Genomic DNA, 18,323 nt, shown 5'->3' on the forward strand with positions numbered 1-18,323 from the left:
GCCGTGGAACTCGGTCCACAGCACGCCCTGGTTGTCGCCCAGGTAGGGGTCGCCGGGGGTGACCACGAAGTTCCCGGGGTTGGGGAAGGAGGTCACCTCCGCCCAGGTGTGCCCGTAGTCGGTGGACCTCCACAGCCCATTGCCGCTCGGGGTGCCCAGGTAGAGCGTCGAGTTGTCGGAGGGGTCGATCGCGAGGCGCTCGCCCATGCCGCGGCCGGGCATGTTGCCGCCCTGCTTGAACGGCAGCTCGGCGACGCCCCAGGTCTCGCCCCGATCCTCGGAGTAGAGGACCGCGCCGTTGTTCGGGTCCCAGTCGTTGGTGTAGGTGCCCACCGCGGCGTAGACGCGGTCGGGGTCGACGGGGTCGGTGGCGACCGAGACGACGCCGGTGTAGCCCCAGTCGTCCCAGCCCACCCAGTCCAGGAGCGGCTTCCAGGAGTCGGAGGCCTCCTGCCAGCGGTAGAGGCCGCCGATGTCGGTGCGGGCGTAGATGAGGTCGGGCTCGGTCTCGTTGAAGACGATGCCGGGGACGAAGCCGCCGCCGTCGATGGCGGCGTTGCTCCAGCTGTAGGTCTCGGCCTGTGCGTCGACGTCCTGAGAGTGGGCGGTGACCGTGGCGACGGCTGCCGTCGCCAGTGTCACCGCTCCCACTGTCAGGACGCCGACGGCGCTGCTTCTTTTCATGGGACTGCTTTCCATCGGCGGCATCGCGGGGCGCGGCGGACCGGGGTGCGCAGGGGCGGCGCGCGAGCGCGCCGAGGCCGGGCGGATCGGGGCCGTTGTCGCCGAGGGGATGCCGGGAATTAGTTTACCGTCCAAATATAAGCGCTCATCGAAGTGATGTCAATCGATGTCTCAGGACTGTTGCGGCGAACAGGAATCCTTGGGGTGCAGGGAAAAGGCGGCCGACCACCGTCGACCGCCCGAAATCCTATACAATATAGGATTTATCCTATATGGTTTTCGCTCGCCCGAGCCTCACACCCGCGCTAGTCCCGCTTGTACCCCACCACCAGCTCACCCGCCAACTGCTCGCAGAACAGCCCGATGTCCGTGATCACCCCGATCGCCTGCGCCGAACCGCGATCGGCGAGCTTCGTGACCGTCGCCGGATTGATGTCCACACTCACCAGCGGCACCTTCGCCGGCAGCAGGTTCCCCGTCGCGATCGAGTGCAGCATCGTCGCGACCATGATCGCGAACCCGACGCCCGGCAGGGCCGCGCGCATGGCGCGCTGGCCCTCGATGACGTCGGTGTGTACGTCGGGGAGGGGCCCGTCGTCGCGGACGGAGCCGACGAGCACGAACTCCTTGCGGTTCTTGACCAGCGCGTGCATGATGCCGCCCTTGAGGACGCCCTGCTCGACGGCGTCGGCGATGGAGCCGCAGGTGCGGATCTTGTTGATGGCCCGGATGTGGTGCTCGTGTCCGTGGGGCACGCCGTGGCCCTTGTCGAGGTCGACGCCGAGGGAGGTGCCGAACAGGTTCGACTCGATGTCGTGGGCGGCGAGGGCGTTCCCGGCGAAGACGACGTCGGCGTAGCCCTCGTTGATGAGCGCCTCCATGGCCTTGCCGGCGCCGGTGTGGACGATGGCGGGGCCGCCGACCCACAGGATCTTCTCGCCGCGCGCCTTGACCTCGCGCATCCGCTCGGCGATCTGGCGCACCTGGAGCGCCTGGGGCCGTTCGGAGGAGACCCCGCCGCTCATGAACTCGAAGTTCGAGGCCTCGGGGCTGCGGCGCTCGGGCTCGGGCAGCGGCAGGACCTTGACGCCCTCGCCGCCGCAGACGACCAGCTGACCCTCCTTGACGTCGGAGACCGGCAGGGTCCGGGCGGTGGCGCGGTCGGCCGAGACGATGATGCCGCAGTCCATCTCGGACTGCTCGACGTCCATCCAGCCGCCGTCGAGGCGGATCTGGGTGTCGAAGTTGGTGGTGGAGTAGAAGTCCTCGGGGAAGACGCCGTCGCGCGGGGCGGGCTTGAGCGCGGCGATGCCCGGTTCGAGCGGGTTCGCGCCGTGCGTCTGGAGGCGCATGACGATGCGTTCGAGCAGCTCAGGGCTCTCCGCGGAGACGGTCAGCTGCGCGTAGGACTCGTCGGTGTGGTGGCGCCCCACGTCGAACCGGTCGATCGAGTAGGCCCCCGAGTATTCGAGGACGTCGTCCATGACGCGGGCGAAGACGCCCTGGTCGATGAGGTGTCCGCGCAGCTCGACGGTCATTGCGTGTTCCACGTTGGTGCTCCTGTTGCTCCCGGTCACGGCGGCTTCTGCGGAGTCGCGAGTTGGTCCAGTGACGCCGAGACGAGCCTAGCTCCCGGCGCGGCAGGGGAGCGGGGGCGCACCGCCCGAGCGGGAGCGGGCCCTCAAGCGGCGGCGGGGGGCGCCGCGGAGGCCTTGGCCGCCTCGATCTCGTCGGGCGTGGGCCAGTTCCGCGTCACCAGGTACTGGAAGCCGAAGCCGATGACGCCCCAGGCGCCCACCACGTACGGGACCGGGACGCCGAACTCGACGACGAGGCCGACCGAGGCGACGGCCGCGCCCTGGCACAGCTGGAGGCCCGAGTTCGCGGCGGACACGACCCGGCCGCGCCAGCCTTCGGGGATGCACTGGGCGAGCGTCGCGTTCATCGGCGCCATGATCATCGTCGCCACGCCGGTGCCCGCGGCGATGAGCAGGACGCCCGCGAGCGGCGGGTCGAGCAGGGCGGTCGCCAGGACCGCCGGGGCGAGGAACGCGAGCGGGCGTATGAGCTTCTCGCGCACCGAGGGCCGCACGAACCGCGCGAAGAGCAGGGTGGCGACGACCGCGCCCGCCGCGTCGACGGCCATGATCGCGCCCTGGGTCCGTGAGTCGCCGCCGAGGTGGACCGCCCACAGGATCGCGACGCCCTCGGGGACGGCGGTGAGCGCGAACAGGCCCCACACGCCCACCGAGACCGTCCGCAGGACCCGGTTGTCGCGCAGCATCCGCAGGCCGTCGGCCGTCTCGGCGAGCACATGGCGGCGCTCCTCGCGCCGGTTCACCGTGGGCCGGTGGCGGACCAGGAGCGCGATCGCGACCGCGCTGACCACGAACAGGCCCGCGTTCACCGCCAGCGCCGTGTACGGGTCGACCGCCGAGAGCAGGCCCCCGGCGAGGTAGCCGATGATCTGCGCGGTCGCGGAGGCGCTGAACGTCAACGCGATCGCGACCGAGAGGCGGTCGCCGGTCAGGATCTGCGCCAGCGTCGCCACGCGCGCGGCATGGTAGGCCGGTTGGACGGCGGCGACGGCGAAGACGATCGCGATCATGGCCGGGACCGGCAGGCCCGGCACGAGCAGCAGCGCTACCAGGGCCGCGCGGAGCAGGTCGCACACGATCATGACCGAGCGGTAGGCGTACCGGTCCACGATCGCCCCGAGGACCTGGGCGAGCCCGAGGTAGGGCGCGAAGCTGATCGCGAAGGTCGCCGCGGCCAGGGCCGAGGAGTTCGTCTCGTTCCACACCAGATAGGTGACCGCGACCCGGTTGAGCATGGCCCCGGCGCTGGAGAGGCAGAACGCGCCGAGGAAGCCGGCGGCCTCGCGGTCGCCGAAGACCTCGGCGAACCGGGGGCGGCGGTCGGCCTGCGGTGCCCCGTCGGCCGGGCCGGGCGCCGTCGGGTTGGGGTTCTGGTTCGACACGGGGCCTTCCTTGCCATGTCACGGGGCCGCGCGCGTCCGTCCCGGGGCTGGGGCGGCGCCGCGGTGTCCGGCGCTGAGCCGTTGCGCGGCTTCGCGACCGATCAGCGCGGGTACCGGGTCAGCTCCGTGGACGGCGGCCCCGGTGCGGACCGGGGACCCGCAAGCGTCGCCGGGGTGCGATACCTGAAAGGGCGGTAAGTGACAATCCTCCGCGATTGCCACAAGTGTCACCAGTCTGCCGCTGACGCAACTGGTTGTCAAGCGTCCCAGAGTGTTCAAAGTGCCAAAACCAGGACGGACGCGCCGCGGCCGGTCCCACCGCGCGAAACGGTGCCAGTGCCGCCGGGCCGTCCAAACCGTGACCGGTCGAACCGTGCCCAGACTATGCCTCCTCCGCCTCAGGCGCTGCGGCGGCCTCGGTCCGGTAACGGTGAACCGACTCGGCGCGGATGTTCATCCACTCCACCGCCAGGGCGAACCCGATCGGCGCGTACAGGTACGCCTTCGGCACCGCGACCCCGAGTCCCTCCAGGACCAGTCCGGCCCCGATGAGCACCAGGAACGCCAGGCCGATCGTCGTCACCCGCGGATGCCGCCCGATGAAGCCGTGGATCGACCGCGCCGCCGCCAGCGTGATCGCGATCGCCACGACCACCGCTGCCACCATGACCGCGACCTCCCTCGCGAGGCCGACCGCCGTCAGGATCGAGTCGATCGAGAACACCATGTCCATGAGCATGATCTGCACCAACGTCACCGCCAGGCCCGCTCCGCCGGCAGGCCGCGCGTCCTCGCCCGCCTCGCCCTGCCGCGACAGGCGCGCCGCGATCTCCTTGACCGACTTCACGACCAGGAACCCGCCGCCCGCCAGCAGGATGAGGTCCCGCCCCGACACCCCGTGCCCGCCGACCGCGAACAGCTCCGCCCGCAGGCCCACCAGCCACGACACCGACAGCAGCAGTCCCACCCGTGACACCAGCGCGAGCAGCAGCCCGACCCGCCAGGCCGTCAACTGGCTGCGCTGGGGCAGCCGTGAGGCGAGCACCGAGATGAACACGACGTTGTCGATGCCCAGGATCAACTCCAGGACCGTCAGCGTCAGCAGCGCGAACCACGCCTCCGGCGAGGTCAGCAGCTCCAGCATGGACCTCAGCGTAGGCCAGGAACCCGCCCCGCAGGACCCGAGCGCCACCACCCGCCCGCCGACCCGCCGACCCGGCCGCGCGGCACGATACCCTCCAATGAACTTTGTGGGAACCATCTAAGGAGCCGCGCGATGACGACCCCGACCGACCGGCCCGCCACCAGCGCCGACTGGCTCCGCCGCGACGCCGCCGCCGTCTGGCACCCCTTCACCCAGCACGCCACCTGGACCGACGACACCCCCACCGTCGTCGACCGCGCCGAAGGCCCCTGGCTCATCGACGTCGACGGCCGCCGCTACCTCGACGGCGTCTCCTCACTGTGGACCACCACCCTCGGCCACGGCCACCCCGACGTCAACGCCGCCATCACCGCCCAGCTTGCCCGCCTCGACCACTCCACGTTCCTCGGCACCACCCACACCCCCGGCATCGAGCTCTCCGAAGCCCTCATCGCCCTCGCCCCACGCGGCCGCGGTCCCGACCTCACCAAGGTCTTCTACGCCGGCGACGGCTCCTCCGCCGTCGAAGCCGCCCTCAAGATCGCCTACCAGTACTCCACCCAGACCGGCCACCCCCGGCCCACCTTCGTCCGCCTCGACCAGGCCTACCACGGCGACACCCTCGGCGCCGTCGCCGTCGGCGGCCACGAACTCTTCCACCGCGCCTACCGGCCGCTCCTCCTCGACACCATCGGCGTCGCCTCACCCGGCAGCCGCGACCACGCCCCTCGCGAACGCGCCGCACTCGCCGCCGCCGAACTCACCGCCGCCATGCGCGACCACGGCGACCAGGTCTGCGCGATCATCGTCGAACCCATGATCCAAGGCGCCGCGGGCATGCTCGACTACGACGCCGACTACCTCCGCCTCGCCCGCGACCTCGCCGACGCCCACGGCGCCCTCCTCATCTTCGACGAGGTCGCCACCGGCTTCGGCCGCACCGGCAGCATGTGGGCCGCCGACCACGCCGGCATCGTCCCCGACCTCCTCACCTGCGGCAAAGGCATCACCGGCGGCTACCTGCCCCTCTCCGCCGTCCTCGCCGCCGAACACGTCTACGACGCCTTCCTCACCCGGCCCGGCGACACCGCCCCCCGCACCTTCTTCCACGGCCACACCTACACCGCCAACCCCCTGTGCTGCGCCGCCGCACTCGCGAACCTGCGCGTCATGGCCGAACAGGACGTCATCGGCCAGGCCGCACGCCTCGGCGACCGCCTCGGCAAACTCCTCGAACCGCTCGCCGCCCTCGACGGCGTCACCGAGATCCGCCGCCTCGGCACCATGACCGGCGTCGAGGTCACCCCCCGCGGCGAACGCACCGGCTTCCGCGTCTGCCAGGCCGCCCGCGACCGCGGCGTATGGCTGCGACCCCTCGGCGACACCATCGTCATCATGCCTCCGCTCACCTTGGGCGACGACGAGACCGACCTCCTCGTCAACGCCCTCGCCGAAGCCCTCGACGAGGTCTTGGCGTGAACCCGAGGCACGACCCGCCGCGGCCGAGCGCCGACCTCCCTGCCAACGCCCTCGACGAGGTCCTGGCATGAAACCCGAACTGCGCTCCGCCCAACGGCGGCTGGCCGCCCGAGGAGGACCGCAGCGATGAACGCCGACCCCCCGCCGAACCGATCGGCACCGCGACCGGTCGTCGCCGAGACTCCGCCGAACCGCGACACGTCCGCCACCGCTCGACCCCTCGCCTCGGTCTCGGCCCGCTGGGACCGCCTGTCGCGCAAGGCCGACCTGCGGGCCAAGGCCGGACTCACCCGCGTCGTCAAACTCCGCGCCGACGCGATCGACCTTGCCGGGAACGACTACCTCGGACTCTCACGCCACCCCGACGTGACCGCCGCCGCCGCGACCGCACTCGCCGAACACGGCCTCGGCGCCGGCGGCTCCCGACTCGTACGTGGCACCACCGGCCCCCACGAGGCGTTCGAGGCCGACTTCGCCGCCCACTGCGGCACCGAGACCGCCGTCCTCTACTCCTCCGGTTACCTCGCCAATCTCGGCGCGGTCGCCTCCCTCGCCGGGACCGTCCTCCTCGACGCCCACGCCCACGCATCCCTCCACGACGCCGCCCGCCTCGCCGGAGGACGCTCCGACACCTTCGCGCACAACGACCTCGACGACCTCGAACGCCGGCTCACCGCGCTGCGCCCCGCGCTCGTCGCCGTCGAATCGGTGTACTCCGTCCTCGGCGACGCCGCACCCCTTCGCGAACTCCACGCGCTCACCAGCGCCCACGGCGCACTCCTCCTGGTCGACGAAGCCCACGCGATCGGCACGATCGGCCCCGACGGCGCGGGCGGCGTCGCCGCCTCCGGGCTCGCGGGCGACCCCGGCATCGTCATCACCGCGACCCTCTCCAAAGCCCTCGGCGCCGCGGGCGGCGTCGTCGCGGGCCCGGCGGCCCTGCGCCGCCACCTCCACGACACCGGACGCACCTTCATCTTCGACACGGCCCCACCCCCCGCCGTCGCCGCGGGCGCCCGCACCGCCCTCGCCATCGCCCGCCGCTCCGACAGCGCCCGAACCGAACTCGCCCGCCGAGCGGCCCTCGCCGCAGTCGCCCTCGGCACACCGATTCCCGCCGCGGGGGTCCTCTCACCCCCGGCGGGCGACGCACACGCCGCCACCGCATGGGCCGCCGCCTGCGCCGACAGGGGAGTGGCGGTCGGCTGCTTCCGCCCACCGTCCACACCCGACCACCGGTCACGCCTGCGCATCACCGTCAACACCGGCATCCCGGCCCCCGACTTCGAGCGGGCCCTACAAGTCATCACCGAAGCCAGGCCGCCCACCGGAGAGACAACCAACCCGCCGACCCCAGGCACATGACGGAGAACCAAAGCCACCCAGCACCGGCTAGGCGACCAAGAAAACCCGCACAGCCGAAAGCCGCCAACCTCGAACAACCCGACTCCACCCGACACTGAACAACATTCACTCCCGGTCCCCGACTCGGTCATGAAAGCGAGAAGAAGTCGTGATCACCTTCGAAGGCCCGGTTCTCGTGACCGGCACCGACACCGGCGTCGGCAAGACCGTCACCACCGCGGCGCTCGCGGCCGCGCTCATGCGGCAGGGCCGTGGCGTCGAGGTCATCAAGATCGCCCAGACCGGCGACGATGACGACGCCGCCGAGATCACCCGCCTCTCCGGCGCCCCGGCCCGAGCACTCGCCGCCTACCCCGACCCGCTGGCCCCCTTCGCCGCCGCGCGCCGCAGCGGCCTGCCGCTCCTCAAACTCCGCGAAGCCGCGGACGCCGCACTCGCTGCCAAAGCCGAAGTGGTGCTTCTGGAAGGCGCCGGGGGACTCCTCGTCCAACTCGGCGAGAACGGCTGGACCGCCCGCGACCTCGCCGCCGAACTCCAATGCCCCGCCGTGGTCGTCGCCCGAGCCGGCCTCGGCACCCTCAACCACACCGCCCTGACCCTCGAAGCCCTCGCCCGCGACGACATCGAAGCCGCCGTGGTCGTCGGCGCCTGGCCCCTCGACCCCGGCCTCGCCGAATACGAAAACCTCACCGACCTCCCCGGCCAACGCCTCGGCTGGATCCCCGAAAACGCCGCCGCCCTCGCCCCGGAAGTCTTCCGCCTCACCGCCTCCGAATGGTTCGACCTCGAAAGCACCACCTAGAAGGCGATCGAAGGTTCCCCCGCGCGGTCGCCACCACACTCACATCGGCTTCCGCCGCTCCCCGGCCGGAGGCCGCAACGCCGTTACCCCTGGGGAAAGGTCACCCCGCGGAGTCGCCGCCGCGCCGGATCGGCCTCGACCTCTCCCCAACCCGCGGTCCGCAGCGCCGCCATTCGGTCGAATCCGCGTCCTCAACAGTGCTCGACCCGAGGACTTCGCTCTCGACACCCTCCCAAGGATGCGAAGTCGGTCGATGGTGGACGGCGTCCACTACATTGGCATCGATCTGGCCCAATAGGGCCAAATCCGTGCGATGCGGGCGCCCCTACCCCCGGCGCTCGCATCGCGCGCTCGCAGGTTCACCGACGGGCTTTCCAGTTGCGCCCCACCGACCTTGCCGCGGATGCCGGGCTGGCTGCCAGGCATCCGCGTCGGCCGAGCGGACACGTCGTTGCAGGTGCCGCGCGGGGAGCTCCCCGCGCGGTCTTCGGGTGATTCCATGGATCCCACTCTCCACCCACCTGCAACGCACGTCTCATCAGTGGGTTTTTGAATCAATGGTGACTCGGTCATCCTCGCCGCCGCAAGGACAACTTTCTCCCTGTGGATAACTCCGGACATGGGGGACTTCGCGGCGTCGCGATCGGCTTCGGCGTTGATGCGGGTGAGGCTGTTGCAAGTCATGGAACTACGTTGTCACACATTGTCAATGATCGGCAACCGTGAGTTTTGAACCTGTGGATAACTTCTCTGAGCGCGGTATCGCCGCAGGTCAATCCGCTGTCGGTAGAGTGCCGGACGCAAAGCGCGACACCGCGTGGGGAAGGAAACCGTCCATCTCCCAGTCGATCCCCGCCTCTCGCGCCGGCCGGAACTCGCAGTGCATCCGCAGACCGTTGTCGCCGTCTCCGCTGGTGACCGTGTGGTTCCAGGCATCGCGCGGGTCCTCGGTCCGCAGCCAGCAGTAGGTCGTCACCTGGTACTCCTCAGCGAAGTCCGATACCCGCATGAGCTTGCTGCCCAGAGCCTCTCCGAAGACCAGGCCCTCGACACCGGTCTCCTCGCGGGCCTCCCGCATCGCGGCCTCGCCGATCGTCTCGTGCCCGTGCCCGTGCGCCCCGCCGCCCGGGACCTGCACACCCGCATCAGGCTGATCGCGGTGCAGCATCACCAGCACCTCGACCTCGGCTCGACCCGGAAGGCGCCGGAGCACATAGGCCGCCGCTCGCTGGCGGAACTCCAGGAAAACGGGCATGGCCGCAGTGTCGCAGGGAGCCTGCTGCGCGGCAAGGGAATTCAGGTGCAGCAGGCCCTCAGCGGAGGCGCACCAGGAGGGGACCGGGCATGCGGAAGGAGAGGTTGGGGTCGCTCACCGGCGCCGCGACCACCTCGCAGCGGGGGAGGAGCGGCGCCAGTTCCGCCACCACCACCTCGGCCTCCAACCGCGAGAGCTGACTGCCGAGGCACCGGTGCGCCCCCGCACCGAACGCCAGGTGGCGGCGGGAGCCGCGCTGGCCCGGGATCATCCGGGCCGGGCACGCCGCGACGCCGTCGTCGGCGCCCGCCGCGGCCAGCCACACCAGGATCGAATCGCCGGCCGCCACGGGCACGCCGCCGATCTCCGTGTCGCGCAAGGCGACCCGCCGCCAAGAGGTGATCGAGGGGAAGAGTCGCAGACCCTCCTCCACCAGCGCCGCCGGTTCAGCGTGCAGCAGTTCGGGCTCCTCGACCAGGCGGTGCAGCAGGAGCGTAAGAAACTGCGAGGTCGTCTCCTGCCCCGCGACCAGGAGGAAGAAGAGCGCGGCGGTCGCCGCGTCCTCGCCGTGCTCACGGAGCATCGCCGCGCGCACGCCGGTGGCCGCGCGGGAACGTTCGCGCAGCGTCGCATGGAACGGCCCGACCACCCGAGCGAGTTCGAGCTGCCGTTCAGGTGTCGGCGCGCCCCAGAACAGTTCCAGTGCGGCCCTGCTGAAACGCTTGACCTCAGCGGTCGTCTCGACCTCCAGCTCCAGCAGCCGCGCCAGCGCCGCCAACGGGACATGCGAGGACACCGCCGCGTCGAGGTCGACGGTCGCGCCCTCGCGCAGGCCCTGCGCGACCGTGACGGCGGCCCGGCGGGTCAGGCCCGTCAGCCAGGGCCGCAGGGCCTCGACGCGCGCCGGGGCGAAGGCCTCGCCGAAGCCCGCCCGGATCGCGTCGTGGGAGGCGGTGTCGTTGTTGGCGAGGGTCGCGGGGAGCCGGAACCGGTGCCGCGCCAGTTCGCGCATCGCGGCCAGGGGGATCGGGGTGACCGCGTCGAGCGCGTTGGCGGCCGAGAACCGCTCCCGGTCGGCCAGCACCTCCTTGGCGAGGCGGTGGGAGGCCACCACCACCTGCCCTTCCCGGCGGAATACCGCGGCGTCGGGTCGGGGATGTTTCCACAGCTCGAAGAGCACGCGCGCAGCCTACCTCCCCCGAAAGTACGAGGTACGTTCACGGTAATCTGCTTGCAGTCTTTCGGCTCCCCTCCGGGCCGGCGCACCCCGTCCGCGACGGGGCCGCCCCTGCGCGGAGGCGCCGTCCGGCACGAGACCGAATGCCCACAGAAGGAGACCGTCCCTTGCAGGAGTACTCCTCCCAAGCCGCATACGACCGCGGCGAGGCCGTCTGCGTGATCGGCGCCGGAGCGTCGGGCCTCATCGCGGTCAAGAACCTCCGCGAGAACGGTTTCGAAGTCGACTGCTACGAGCGGGACACCGTTCTCGGCGGTCTGTGGAACCCGCAGAACCAGCACAGCCCCCTGTACTCCAACACGCACCTGGTCACCTCCCGGTCCCAGACCGAGATCCCCGACTGCCCGATGCCCGACGACTGGCCGGACTACCCCTCCGCCGCGCAGATGCTCACCTATCTGACCGCGTACGCGAAGCACTTCGGCCTGCCCGAGCACATCTGGTACGGCTCGGAGATCTCCGCCATCGAACCGGTCGAGGGCTCGCGCTTCGAGGTCGTCGTCAAGCCCGCCGCCGGGAACGCCGCCCGCCGCCTCCGCTACGCGGCCGTCATCATCGCGACCGGCCACCACTGGACGCCGAACCTGCCCTCCTACCCGGGCCAGGACCAGTTCAAGGGGACGATCCTCCACTCCTCGCAGCTCAAGGACGCCTCCCGGCTGCGCGGCAAGGAGGTCCTGGTCGTCGGCGGCGGGAACTCGGGCGTCGACATCGCCTGCGAGGCCGCGGTGAACGCCGCCGGCTGCGTCCACTCCGTGCGCCGCGGCACCTGGCACCTGCCCAAGTACCTCGCCGGGGAGCCGGCCGACTACGCGCTCAACCGCCTCGGCGCCCGCCCTAGGTTCCTGCGCCGCTTCCTCGCCGACCGGCTTCTCAAGGGCCCCAAGCGACTCGCCACCCGCATGGGCATTGACGTGCCCGAGCACGGGCCCACGGGGGAGGAGCCGGTCCGCAACGGCCGCTACCTCGAGCACGTCGGCGACGGCTCGATCCGCCGCCGCGGCGAGATCGCCCGCTTCGACGGGTTCGACGTGTCCTTCGCCGACGGCACCGAGATGCGCCCCGACCTCGTCGTCCTCGCCACCGGCTACCGCCCCAAGATCACCTGCGTCGCACCGAAACTGCTCGGCATCGACGGCGACTCGCCCTTCCCCAAGCTCCTCGCGCGCATGTTCTCGCCCAAGCACGAGACCCTCGCGATCGCCGGGCTCGTCGAACCCGGCGTCGGGGTCCTGCCGATCGTCCACTGGCAGACGCACGCGATCGCCCACTGGCTCCAGGTGCGCAAGGGCGACCCCGATCGCGCCGCGAACTTCCGCCACCAGGTCGTGAGCGAGTCGGCCCAGTACGCGGTCGAACCGGGCGGCACCTCCCCGCGCCACCAGCTCGCCGTCGACGCCGAGGAGTACCTGGCCAGCCTCGGCCGCATCATCGACACCCTCGAACAGGAGCCCGCCAAATGAGCCTCATCTCCTGGGCCAGGCGCGCCCGCACCCCCGAGCCGGTCCCCGTCGTTCGCGAGATCGCCTACCTCGAACCGGCCGACCTCTTCGACTCGGAGATCAAGGACGACCCCGAGGCGAGCCCCGTGCTCTGCTGCACCGGCGACCCGGCCGGCGCGGCCGCCTTCAACGCTCTGTGGCTCAAGCGTTTCGCCGCCTCGGGCCGGTACGCGGGGGCCGTGAGCGTCCGCGGCCAGGGCGGCACGCCCGCCGCCGAGGGCGGCGTCGAGGCCCGCGCGCACGACCTCGTCCAGGCGGTCGTCACCGTCCCCCGCCAGGCCGTGCTCATCGGCCACCGCGAGGGCGCGGCCTGGGCCGCGCTCGCCGCCGGGCGCTACCCGGCCTCGGCCCTGGTACTGGTGTCGCCCAGGCAGTTTCCGAAGCAGCCGCCCAAGCCGGTCGGTGGCCCGCCGGTCCTGCTCGTGGTCGCCGAGTCGGAGTCGCAGTCCAAGGAGGTCCAGGCGGTCGCCGACGCGTACGGCGTCGCCCCGCTGACCTTCGCCGGGTCCCCCGACGACGTCTTCAAGGGCGTCGCCGCCGAAGGCCTCCTCGACGCGATCCTCTCCTGGCTCGCCGGCAAGCACTGACTGCCGCGCGGGCGCCATGGGACGACGGAGATCGGCGCACGCTGAAAGCGCTGGTCGGCCTTGGGGTTGGCCCCCGGTTTGCAACGCTAGCGCCGGGAACCTGAAGGGGAGCTGAAGCGGGGGTTCAGACGACGGCGCCGTCGTCGGTGTCGTCGGCGTCCTTGTCGGGGCGCAGCCTGCTGATGAGGAGCCACACGCCGACGAGGAAGCCCACGAGGCCGACCAGGCGGCCCGGGTTCTGGCCCAGGGGTGCGATGCCCGGGTTCACCACGAGGGCGACGCCCGCGATGATGAGCAGGATGCCGCCGACCGCTTGCAGGCTCGGCCACGGCAGCGGGGGCGGTTCGGGCGGCTCGTAGTCGTCCTCGTCGTCGTCGGGCAGCTCCGCGTCCCACAGCTCCAGGAGGGTCGGCTCCTCGTCGGGCGTCGAGGGGACCGGCGGCGTCATCGGCACCGCCTCGGCCGGGAACTCCTCCGCGCCCTCGCCCCGCACGAACCCCGCGCCGGGGTCGCCCAGGCCCTTGACGAGCTCGTTGAACCGCCGGTCCACGTCCTCGGGACGCAGCTCCCCGCCGTCCTCGCGCTCGCCGGAGCCGGTCTCGTCGCCGCGGTCAGTCATGGACGCCCCGGCTCCTGGTCACCTGCCGGTCCATGAACGCCGCGCTCCCGGCGAAGATCGTCTCGGCGTCGTAGTCGAGCGTCGCCACATGGAAACTGCGGTGCAGGACCGTCGACTCGACGTCCTTCGACCGCACCCCCGCCCGGATCACCGCGCTGTTGCGCGGGTTCACCACGTGGTCCTCCGCGCTCGTGAAGATCCGCAGCGGCACCGTCACCCGCGCCAGCTCCGGCCGCGTCACCTTCCACAGCCGCCGCAGCGACGCGTACGCCGCCACCGGCGTCCGGCTCGTCGTCTGCTCGCGCACGTCGGGCTTGTTCAGATCCGAGCCGATCGCGGCCACGCTCGGCATCACGAACCGCAGCACCGGCGCGAGGAAGCCCTGCGGCTTGTCGTCGTAGATCGCCGGATTCACCAGCACCAGCCCCGACAGGTCCCCGCCGCGCAGCTCCGCGAGCCGCAGCGACAGCGAACCGCCCATCGACAGGCCGCCGGCGAACACCGGCCGCCCCATCGCCAGCGCCTCGTCCAAGGCCTGCTCCAGGCGGGCGTACCACTGCTGCCAGGTCGATTTCGCCAGCACCTGCCACGTGTCGCCGTGGCCGGTCAGCAGCGGCGCCACCACGTTGAAACCGGCGTCGCGCAGGTACTCGCCCCACGGGCGCATGCTCGCCGGATCCGAGGTGAATCCGTGGCACAGCACCATGGTCGCCTTGGCCTCGGAGCCCAGATCGAACGTGAACTCCTCGGAATCGGTCGTCACGTCGCCCTCCCGGTTCGCTGACTGACGGGGCGCGGGATTCGCCATGGCTGATCCCCTTTCGCGCTGCCTGCCCATTCTCGCACGGGTCGGGCCGCCGCTGCCACCGCGCGGGAGCGCCTCGAAGCGCCGGTCGGGCGGCGGGGCCCGCCCCCGGTCGGGGGCCCCGTGCGGGCCCCGGACCGTTCCCGATCTCGGGGATTGACCGGTGCCGATACGCTTGGACGCGTGATCTACTGGGTGTTGAAGGCGACATTGGGGTCGCTGCTGTGGGCCGTGTGGCGCCCGCAGGTCGAAGGGCTCGAACACGTGCCCGAAGGGGGTCCGGCGATCCTCGCCTCGAACCACCTCTCCGTATCCGACTCGTTCTTCCTGCCGCTGGTGGTCAAGCGGCGGGTCACGTTCATTGCGAAAGAGGAGTACTTCACGGGCACCGGCCTCAAGGGCTGGTTCGTCCGCATGTTCATGAGCGCCGTCGGCGCCATCCCCGTCGACCGGGCCGGCGGGGCCGCCGCCAACGCCTCGCTCGACACCGGCAAACGCGTCCTCTCCGAAGGCCGCCTGTTCGGCATCTACCCCGAGGGGACGCGCTCTCCCGACGGGCGCCTCTACCGCGGCAAGACCGGCGTCGCGCGCCTCGCCCTCCAGACCGGTTCGCCCGTCGTGCCCGTTGCGATGCTCAACACCGGTGAGCTCCAGCCCATCGGGAAGCGCATCCCGCACCGCGGCCGCGTCCAGATCAGGATCGGGCCCTCGCTCGACTTCAACCGGTACCGGGAGCTGGTGGGGGACAGGTTCATCGAACGGGCCGTCACCGACGAGGTCATGGACGCCCTCCGCGAGCTCTCCGGCCAGCCCTACGTCGACGAGTACGCGGCGAAACGCAAAGGGCGCGACCAGGAGGCCTGACGGGCGGCGCTGCGGGCCCTCCATTCGGCCCTGCCCGCGCGTTTCGCTGTTCGGCTCCGCCCCTGTGCCTAGTTTCGGCTCCGCCTCTGTGCCTTTTATTCGGCTCCGCCCCTGTGCTCTCTATTCGGCTCCGCCGAAGCCCGCCCTCCGGCGCAGGGCGGGGAGGTCGACCACCACGATCTTGCGGCCCTCGGTGCGCAGCCAGCCCCGGTTCGCGAAGATGCCGATGGCCTGGTTGACGCTCTGGCGCGAACCGCCGGCCATCTCGGCGAGCTGGGTCTGGTTCAACTCGATCGTCGTCATCGGCGACGAGTGCTGCTCCGCCAAGCGCACCAGCGTCTTCGCGACTCGGCCGGGCAGGTCCAGGAACACGTGGTCGGAGGACTGCTCGGTCAGGCGGCGCACGATCATGCCCATCGAGCGCAGCACCGCGTCGAGCATCTTCGGGTTGCCGTGCACCAGCTCCAGGAACGAGGAACGCGCCAGCGCCAGCGCCGACGTGTCCTCCAGGGCCTCCGCGCTGGCCGAACGGGGCGAACCGTCCAGCAGGGAGACCTCGCCGAGCACCTCGGGGGCGCGGGCGACGTGGAGCATGGCGCGCTCGCCGGTCGCGGCGGTGCGGAAGACGCTCACCGCTCCGGAGCGGATCATGATGAGCGACTCGCCCGGCTCGCCCTCGAAGAACAGCAGGTGCCCGCGCCGGTAGTGGCGCTGTACCGCCACGCCCGCGATCTGCCGCCGTGCCTGCGGGTCGAGGCCGGCGAACATGGCGACGCCTGCAAGCGGGTCTTCAGATGGGCTGACACCCATAGTTCTCCCCCTTCGGTGGGTCCCGGGTCCGCGGGCTCCCTCCGATGATCGCTGTCTTTTCCGTCGTTGTACAGAGTCCAGTGTCGGAAACTTCACGCTCCGTTGGGTCGTGTGTCCAGACGGCGCACTTGTCACTCGACCGAGTGTACGAGCAACTCTACGTGCTTTCGCTTGTATTGTCCGGTATCGAGGTTCTCGCGTGCGGATTGCGAGGTCAGATTCCGGCTGCCTGATCGTATGGCGTAGCGTCGACTCCAGACCGGCGACATTCGGGTGCGGGCCAAGAAGGACCGAAAAGACCGCCCGTGATCATACGAAAGGCCGATGCGTGGCGTACCGATACTTCTACGACTGCGAGTTCATCGAGGATGGGCGAACGATCGAGCTGGTCTCGATCGCCGTCGTCGACGAGCGCGGCCGCGAGTACTACGCCGTGTCGACCGAGTTCGACCCGTCCCGGGCCATCGAGTGGGTGCGCCGCAACGTACTCGACAAGCTCCCGGCCCCCGCGAGCCCTCTGTGGAAGGACCGCGGGACGATCCGCGACGAGCTGTACGAGTTCCTCGTCGAGCCCGTGCGCAGGAAGACCGGGTCGCACCCGGGCGAGCGCGTCGAGCTGTGGGCCTGGATCGGCGCCTACGACCACGTCGTGCTCGCGCAGCTGTGGGGCACGATGCCCGACCTGCCGCGGGCCCTGCCGCGCATGACCAAGGACCTGCGCCAGCGCTGGGAGGACCTCGGGCGCCCCGAGCTGCCGACGACGCCCGACGCGGACCTGCACGACGCCCTGACCGACGCGAAGCTCAACCTGGCCCGCTGGAAGGTCCTGGAGTCCACGCGCCGCGAGCGTTCGGCGTTCGGCGCCGCCGACTCCCGCCGCTGAACCCCCGTCTGCACCCCTGGCCTGCGCCTCCTGGACCCGAGATAGGCTGATCGGTGTTTCGGCAATGAAGCCGCCCAGTTAACAGTCCTCTTCTCTAGGGAGTTAGACGCATGCGCATTGGCGTGCTCACCGGCGGCGGCGACTGCCCCGGTCTCAACGCGGTCATCCGAGCCGCGGTCCGCAAGGGCACCAAGGAATACGGTCACGAGTTCGTGGGCTTCCGCTACGGCTGGAAGGGCCCGATCGAGGGCATCACCCAGCCGCTGGACTGGGACTCGGTCGAGAACATCCTCGACCAGGGCGGCACCATCCTCCACTCCTCCCGCACCAACCCTTACAAGATCGAGGGCGGCGTCGAGGCCATCAAGAAGAACATGGCCGACCTGGGCGTGGACGCGCTCATCGCGATCGGCGGCGAGGACACCCTGGGTGTCGCGACGAAGCTGACCGCGGACGGCGTCAACTGCGTCGGCGTGCCGAAGACCATCGACAACGACCTCTCGGGCACCGACTACACCTTCGGGTTCGACACGGCCGTGAACATCGCGACCGAGGCGATCGACCGCCTGTGGACGACCGCCGACTCGCACGACCGCTGCATCGTCGTGGAGATCATGGGCCGCCACGCGGGCTGGATGACCCTGCACGCGGGCATCGCCGGCGGCGCGAACGTCACCCTCATCCCCGAGGTCGCCTTCGACATCGAGAAGGTCGCCGCGTTCGTCAAGGAGCGCAAGGAGGCCGGCAAGGCCACCATCGTCGCTGTCTCCGAGGGCGCGCACGCCCAGGAGGGCATGGTCCTCAAGGACGGCGAGGTCGACGCGTTCGGCCACGTCAAGCTCGGCGGCGTCGGCGACTGGGTCGCGGCGCAGATCAAGGAGCGCGCCGACATCGAGACGCGCGCGATCATCCTCGGCCACCTCCAGCGCGGCGGCACCCCCACCGCGTTCGACCGGGTGCTCGCCACCCGCCTCGGCCTCGAGGCCGCCGACGCGGTCGAAGAGGGCGACTTCGGCAAGATGATGGCGCTCCAGGGCACCAACGTCGTGCGCATCCCGATCCACGAGGGCACCGACGTGCTCAAGACCGTGCCGGTCGAGCGCTACGCCGACGCCGAGGTCTTCTTCGGCGTCTAGGCACGCCGAATGCCCGGCTCACAGGGTGGGTTGGGCCCCCGGTTCGCAACGGTAGCGGGGCGGACCTGAAGCGGAGCTGAAGACGAATCCGCCGAGACGTCACGTCACGGCGCGGCAGCGTCGCGGACATTCTCGCGGCGGATTCGCACAACCACGGGCACGCCCGGTCGT

The 18,323-nt window shown here is 71.0% G+C and carries 17 protein-coding genes; 8 read left to right on the plus strand and 9 right to left on the minus strand.

Features of this window, described 5'->3' with window-relative positions; all coding sequences use genetic code 11:
- The 4 genes from E9998_RS11720 to E9998_RS11735 all read right to left on the minus strand — a co-directional run.
- The coding region (locus E9998_RS11720) for a WD40/YVTN/BNR-like repeat-containing protein (RefSeq protein ID WP_420842430.1) at positions 1–708 on the minus strand (708 nt) is incomplete at its 3' end.
- A 281-nt stretch (positions 709–989) separates the two neighbouring features.
- Positions 990–2,234, minus strand: coding sequence for an ornithine cyclodeaminase, nickel-pincer nucleotide-dependent (locus E9998_RS11725; protein WP_204745401.1), 1,245 nt, complete (start codon positions 2,232–2,234; stop codon positions 990–992).
- A 131-nt stretch (positions 2,235–2,365) separates the two neighbouring features.
- Positions 2,366–3,664 (minus strand): MFS transporter, encoded by a 1,299-nt coding sequence (locus tag E9998_RS11730; RefSeq protein WP_136529894.1) that lies wholly within the window; start codon positions 3,662–3,664, stop codon positions 2,366–2,368.
- A 382-nt stretch (positions 3,665–4,046) separates the two neighbouring features.
- Complete coding sequence (locus E9998_RS11735; RefSeq protein WP_240037585.1) at positions 4,047–4,808, minus strand: TerC family protein; 762 nt, start codon at positions 4,806–4,808, stop codon at positions 4,047–4,049.
- A gap of 132 nt (positions 4,809–4,940) precedes the next feature.
- On the opposite strand from E9998_RS11735, the gene bioA reads away from it, so the two are divergent.
- From bioA to bioD, 3 genes are all read left to right on the plus strand, one after another.
- Positions 4,941–6,287, plus strand: coding sequence for an adenosylmethionine--8-amino-7-oxononanoate transaminase (bioA, locus tag E9998_RS11740; RefSeq protein ID WP_136529895.1), 1,347 nt, complete (start codon positions 4,941–4,943; stop codon positions 6,285–6,287).
- A gap of 126 nt (positions 6,288–6,413) precedes the next feature.
- Entirely contained in the window at positions 6,414–7,652 is a 1,239-nt protein-coding gene (locus E9998_RS11745) for an aminotransferase class I/II-fold pyridoxal phosphate-dependent enzyme (protein ID WP_136529896.1), read from the plus strand.
- 148 nt (positions 7,653–7,800) lie between these two features.
- Positions 7,801–8,454: a dethiobiotin synthase gene (gene bioD, locus E9998_RS11750; protein WP_204745402.1), complete on the plus strand. Its 654-nt coding sequence runs from the start codon at positions 7,801–7,803 to the stop codon at positions 8,452–8,454.
- Between the two features lie 772 nt (positions 8,455–9,226).
- On the opposite strand, the gene E9998_RS11755 is transcribed toward bioD, so the two are convergent.
- Together E9998_RS11755 and E9998_RS11760 are read right to left on the minus strand one after the other, a co-directional pair.
- Entirely contained in the window at positions 9,227–9,709 is a 483-nt protein-coding gene (locus E9998_RS11755) for an NUDIX domain-containing protein (protein WP_136529897.1), read from the minus strand.
- 58 nt (positions 9,710–9,767) lie between these two features.
- Complete coding sequence (locus E9998_RS11760; RefSeq protein ID WP_136529898.1) at positions 9,768–10,889, minus strand: cytochrome P450; 1,122 nt, start codon at positions 10,887–10,889, stop codon at positions 9,768–9,770.
- Positions 10,890–11,053: 164 nt separating this feature from the next.
- Here E9998_RS11760 and E9998_RS11765 point away from each other — a divergent pair, with 164 nt between their 5' ends.
- Entirely contained in the window at positions 11,054–12,409 is a 1,356-nt protein-coding gene (locus tag E9998_RS11765; protein ID WP_240037586.1) for a flavin-containing monooxygenase, read from the plus strand.
- The gene (locus tag E9998_RS11770; protein WP_136529900.1) at positions 12,406–13,035 is read left to right on the plus strand and encodes a hypothetical protein; all 630 of its coding nucleotides are present in this window, start codon (positions 12,406–12,408) and stop codon (positions 13,033–13,035) included. The genes E9998_RS11765 and E9998_RS11770 overlap by 4 nt, the downstream gene beginning before the upstream one ends.
- Before the next feature lie 124 nt (positions 13,036–13,159).
- On the opposite strand, the gene E9998_RS11775 is transcribed toward E9998_RS11770, so the two are convergent.
- Positions 13,160–13,654 (minus strand): hypothetical protein, encoded by a 495-nt coding sequence (locus tag E9998_RS11775; RefSeq protein ID WP_136529901.1) that lies wholly within the window; start codon positions 13,652–13,654, stop codon positions 13,160–13,162.
- Positions 13,647–14,462 (minus strand): alpha/beta hydrolase, encoded by an 816-nt coding sequence (locus tag E9998_RS11780; RefSeq protein WP_204745403.1) that lies wholly within the window; start codon positions 14,460–14,462, stop codon positions 13,647–13,649. Before E9998_RS11780 ends, E9998_RS11775 begins: the two co-directional genes overlap by 8 nt.
- Before the next feature lie 180 nt (positions 14,463–14,642).
- Between E9998_RS11780 and E9998_RS11785 the strand changes: the two genes are divergently transcribed.
- On the plus strand, positions 14,643–15,323 hold the full coding sequence (locus E9998_RS11785) for a lysophospholipid acyltransferase family protein (protein WP_136529902.1): 681 nt from the start codon (positions 14,643–14,645) through the stop codon (positions 15,321–15,323).
- Positions 15,324–15,443: 120 nt separating this feature from the next.
- Here the strand turns inward: E9998_RS11785 and E9998_RS11790 are convergent, their stop codons facing one another.
- Positions 15,444–16,133: a Crp/Fnr family transcriptional regulator gene (locus E9998_RS11790; protein WP_030158415.1), complete on the minus strand. Its 690-nt coding sequence runs from the start codon at positions 16,131–16,133 to the stop codon at positions 15,444–15,446.
- A gap of 328 nt (positions 16,134–16,461) precedes the next feature.
- Between E9998_RS11790 and E9998_RS26275 the strand changes: the two genes are divergently transcribed.
- Together E9998_RS26275 and E9998_RS11800 are read left to right on the plus strand one after the other, a co-directional pair.
- A complete protein-coding gene (locus E9998_RS26275; RefSeq protein ID WP_136529903.1) occupies positions 16,462–17,016 on the plus strand; it encodes a polyadenylate-specific 3'-exoribonuclease AS in 555 nt (184 codons plus the stop codon).
- A 110-nt stretch (positions 17,017–17,126) separates the two neighbouring features.
- On the plus strand, positions 17,127–18,152 hold the full coding sequence (locus E9998_RS11800; RefSeq protein WP_136529904.1) for a 6-phosphofructokinase: 1,026 nt from the start codon (positions 17,127–17,129) through the stop codon (positions 18,150–18,152).
- Positions 18,153–18,323: the final 171 nt, after the last annotated feature.

The organism is Glycomyces paridis (assembly GCF_004912155.1).
Lineage (GTDB): Bacteria > Actinomycetota > Actinomycetes > Mycobacteriales > Micromonosporaceae > Glycomyces > Glycomyces paridis.

Coding starts and splice junctions, on each gene's coding strand:
- E9998_RS11735 (WP_240037585.1), bottom strand. CDS start 4,808: ATGCTGGAGCTGCTGACCTCGCCGGAGGCGTGGTTCGCGCTGCTGACG.
- bioA (WP_136529895.1), top strand. CDS start 4,941: ATGACGACCCCGACCGACCGGCCCGCCACCAGCGCCGACTGGCTCCGC.
- E9998_RS11745 (WP_136529896.1), top strand. CDS start 6,414: ATGAACGCCGACCCCCCGCCGAACCGATCGGCACCGCGACCGGTCGTC.
- E9998_RS11755 (WP_136529897.1), bottom strand. CDS start 9,709: ATGCCCGTTTTCCTGGAGTTCCGCCAGCGAGCGGCGGCCTATGTGCTC.
- E9998_RS11770 (WP_136529900.1), top strand. CDS start 12,406: ATGAGCCTCATCTCCTGGGCCAGGCGCGCCCGCACCCCCGAGCCGGTC.
- E9998_RS11775 (WP_136529901.1), bottom strand. CDS start 13,654: ATGACTGACCGCGGCGACGAGACCGGCTCCGGCGAGCGCGAGGACGGC.
- E9998_RS11780 (WP_204745403.1), bottom strand. CDS start 14,462: ATGGCGAATCCCGCGCCCCGTCAGTCAGCGAACCGGGAGGGCGACGTG.
- E9998_RS11790 (WP_030158415.1), bottom strand. CDS start 16,133: ATGGGTGTCAGCCCATCTGAAGACCCGCTTGCAGGCGTCGCCATGTTC.
- E9998_RS11800 (WP_136529904.1), top strand. CDS start 17,127: ATGCGCATTGGCGTGCTCACCGGCGGCGGCGACTGCCCCGGTCTCAAC.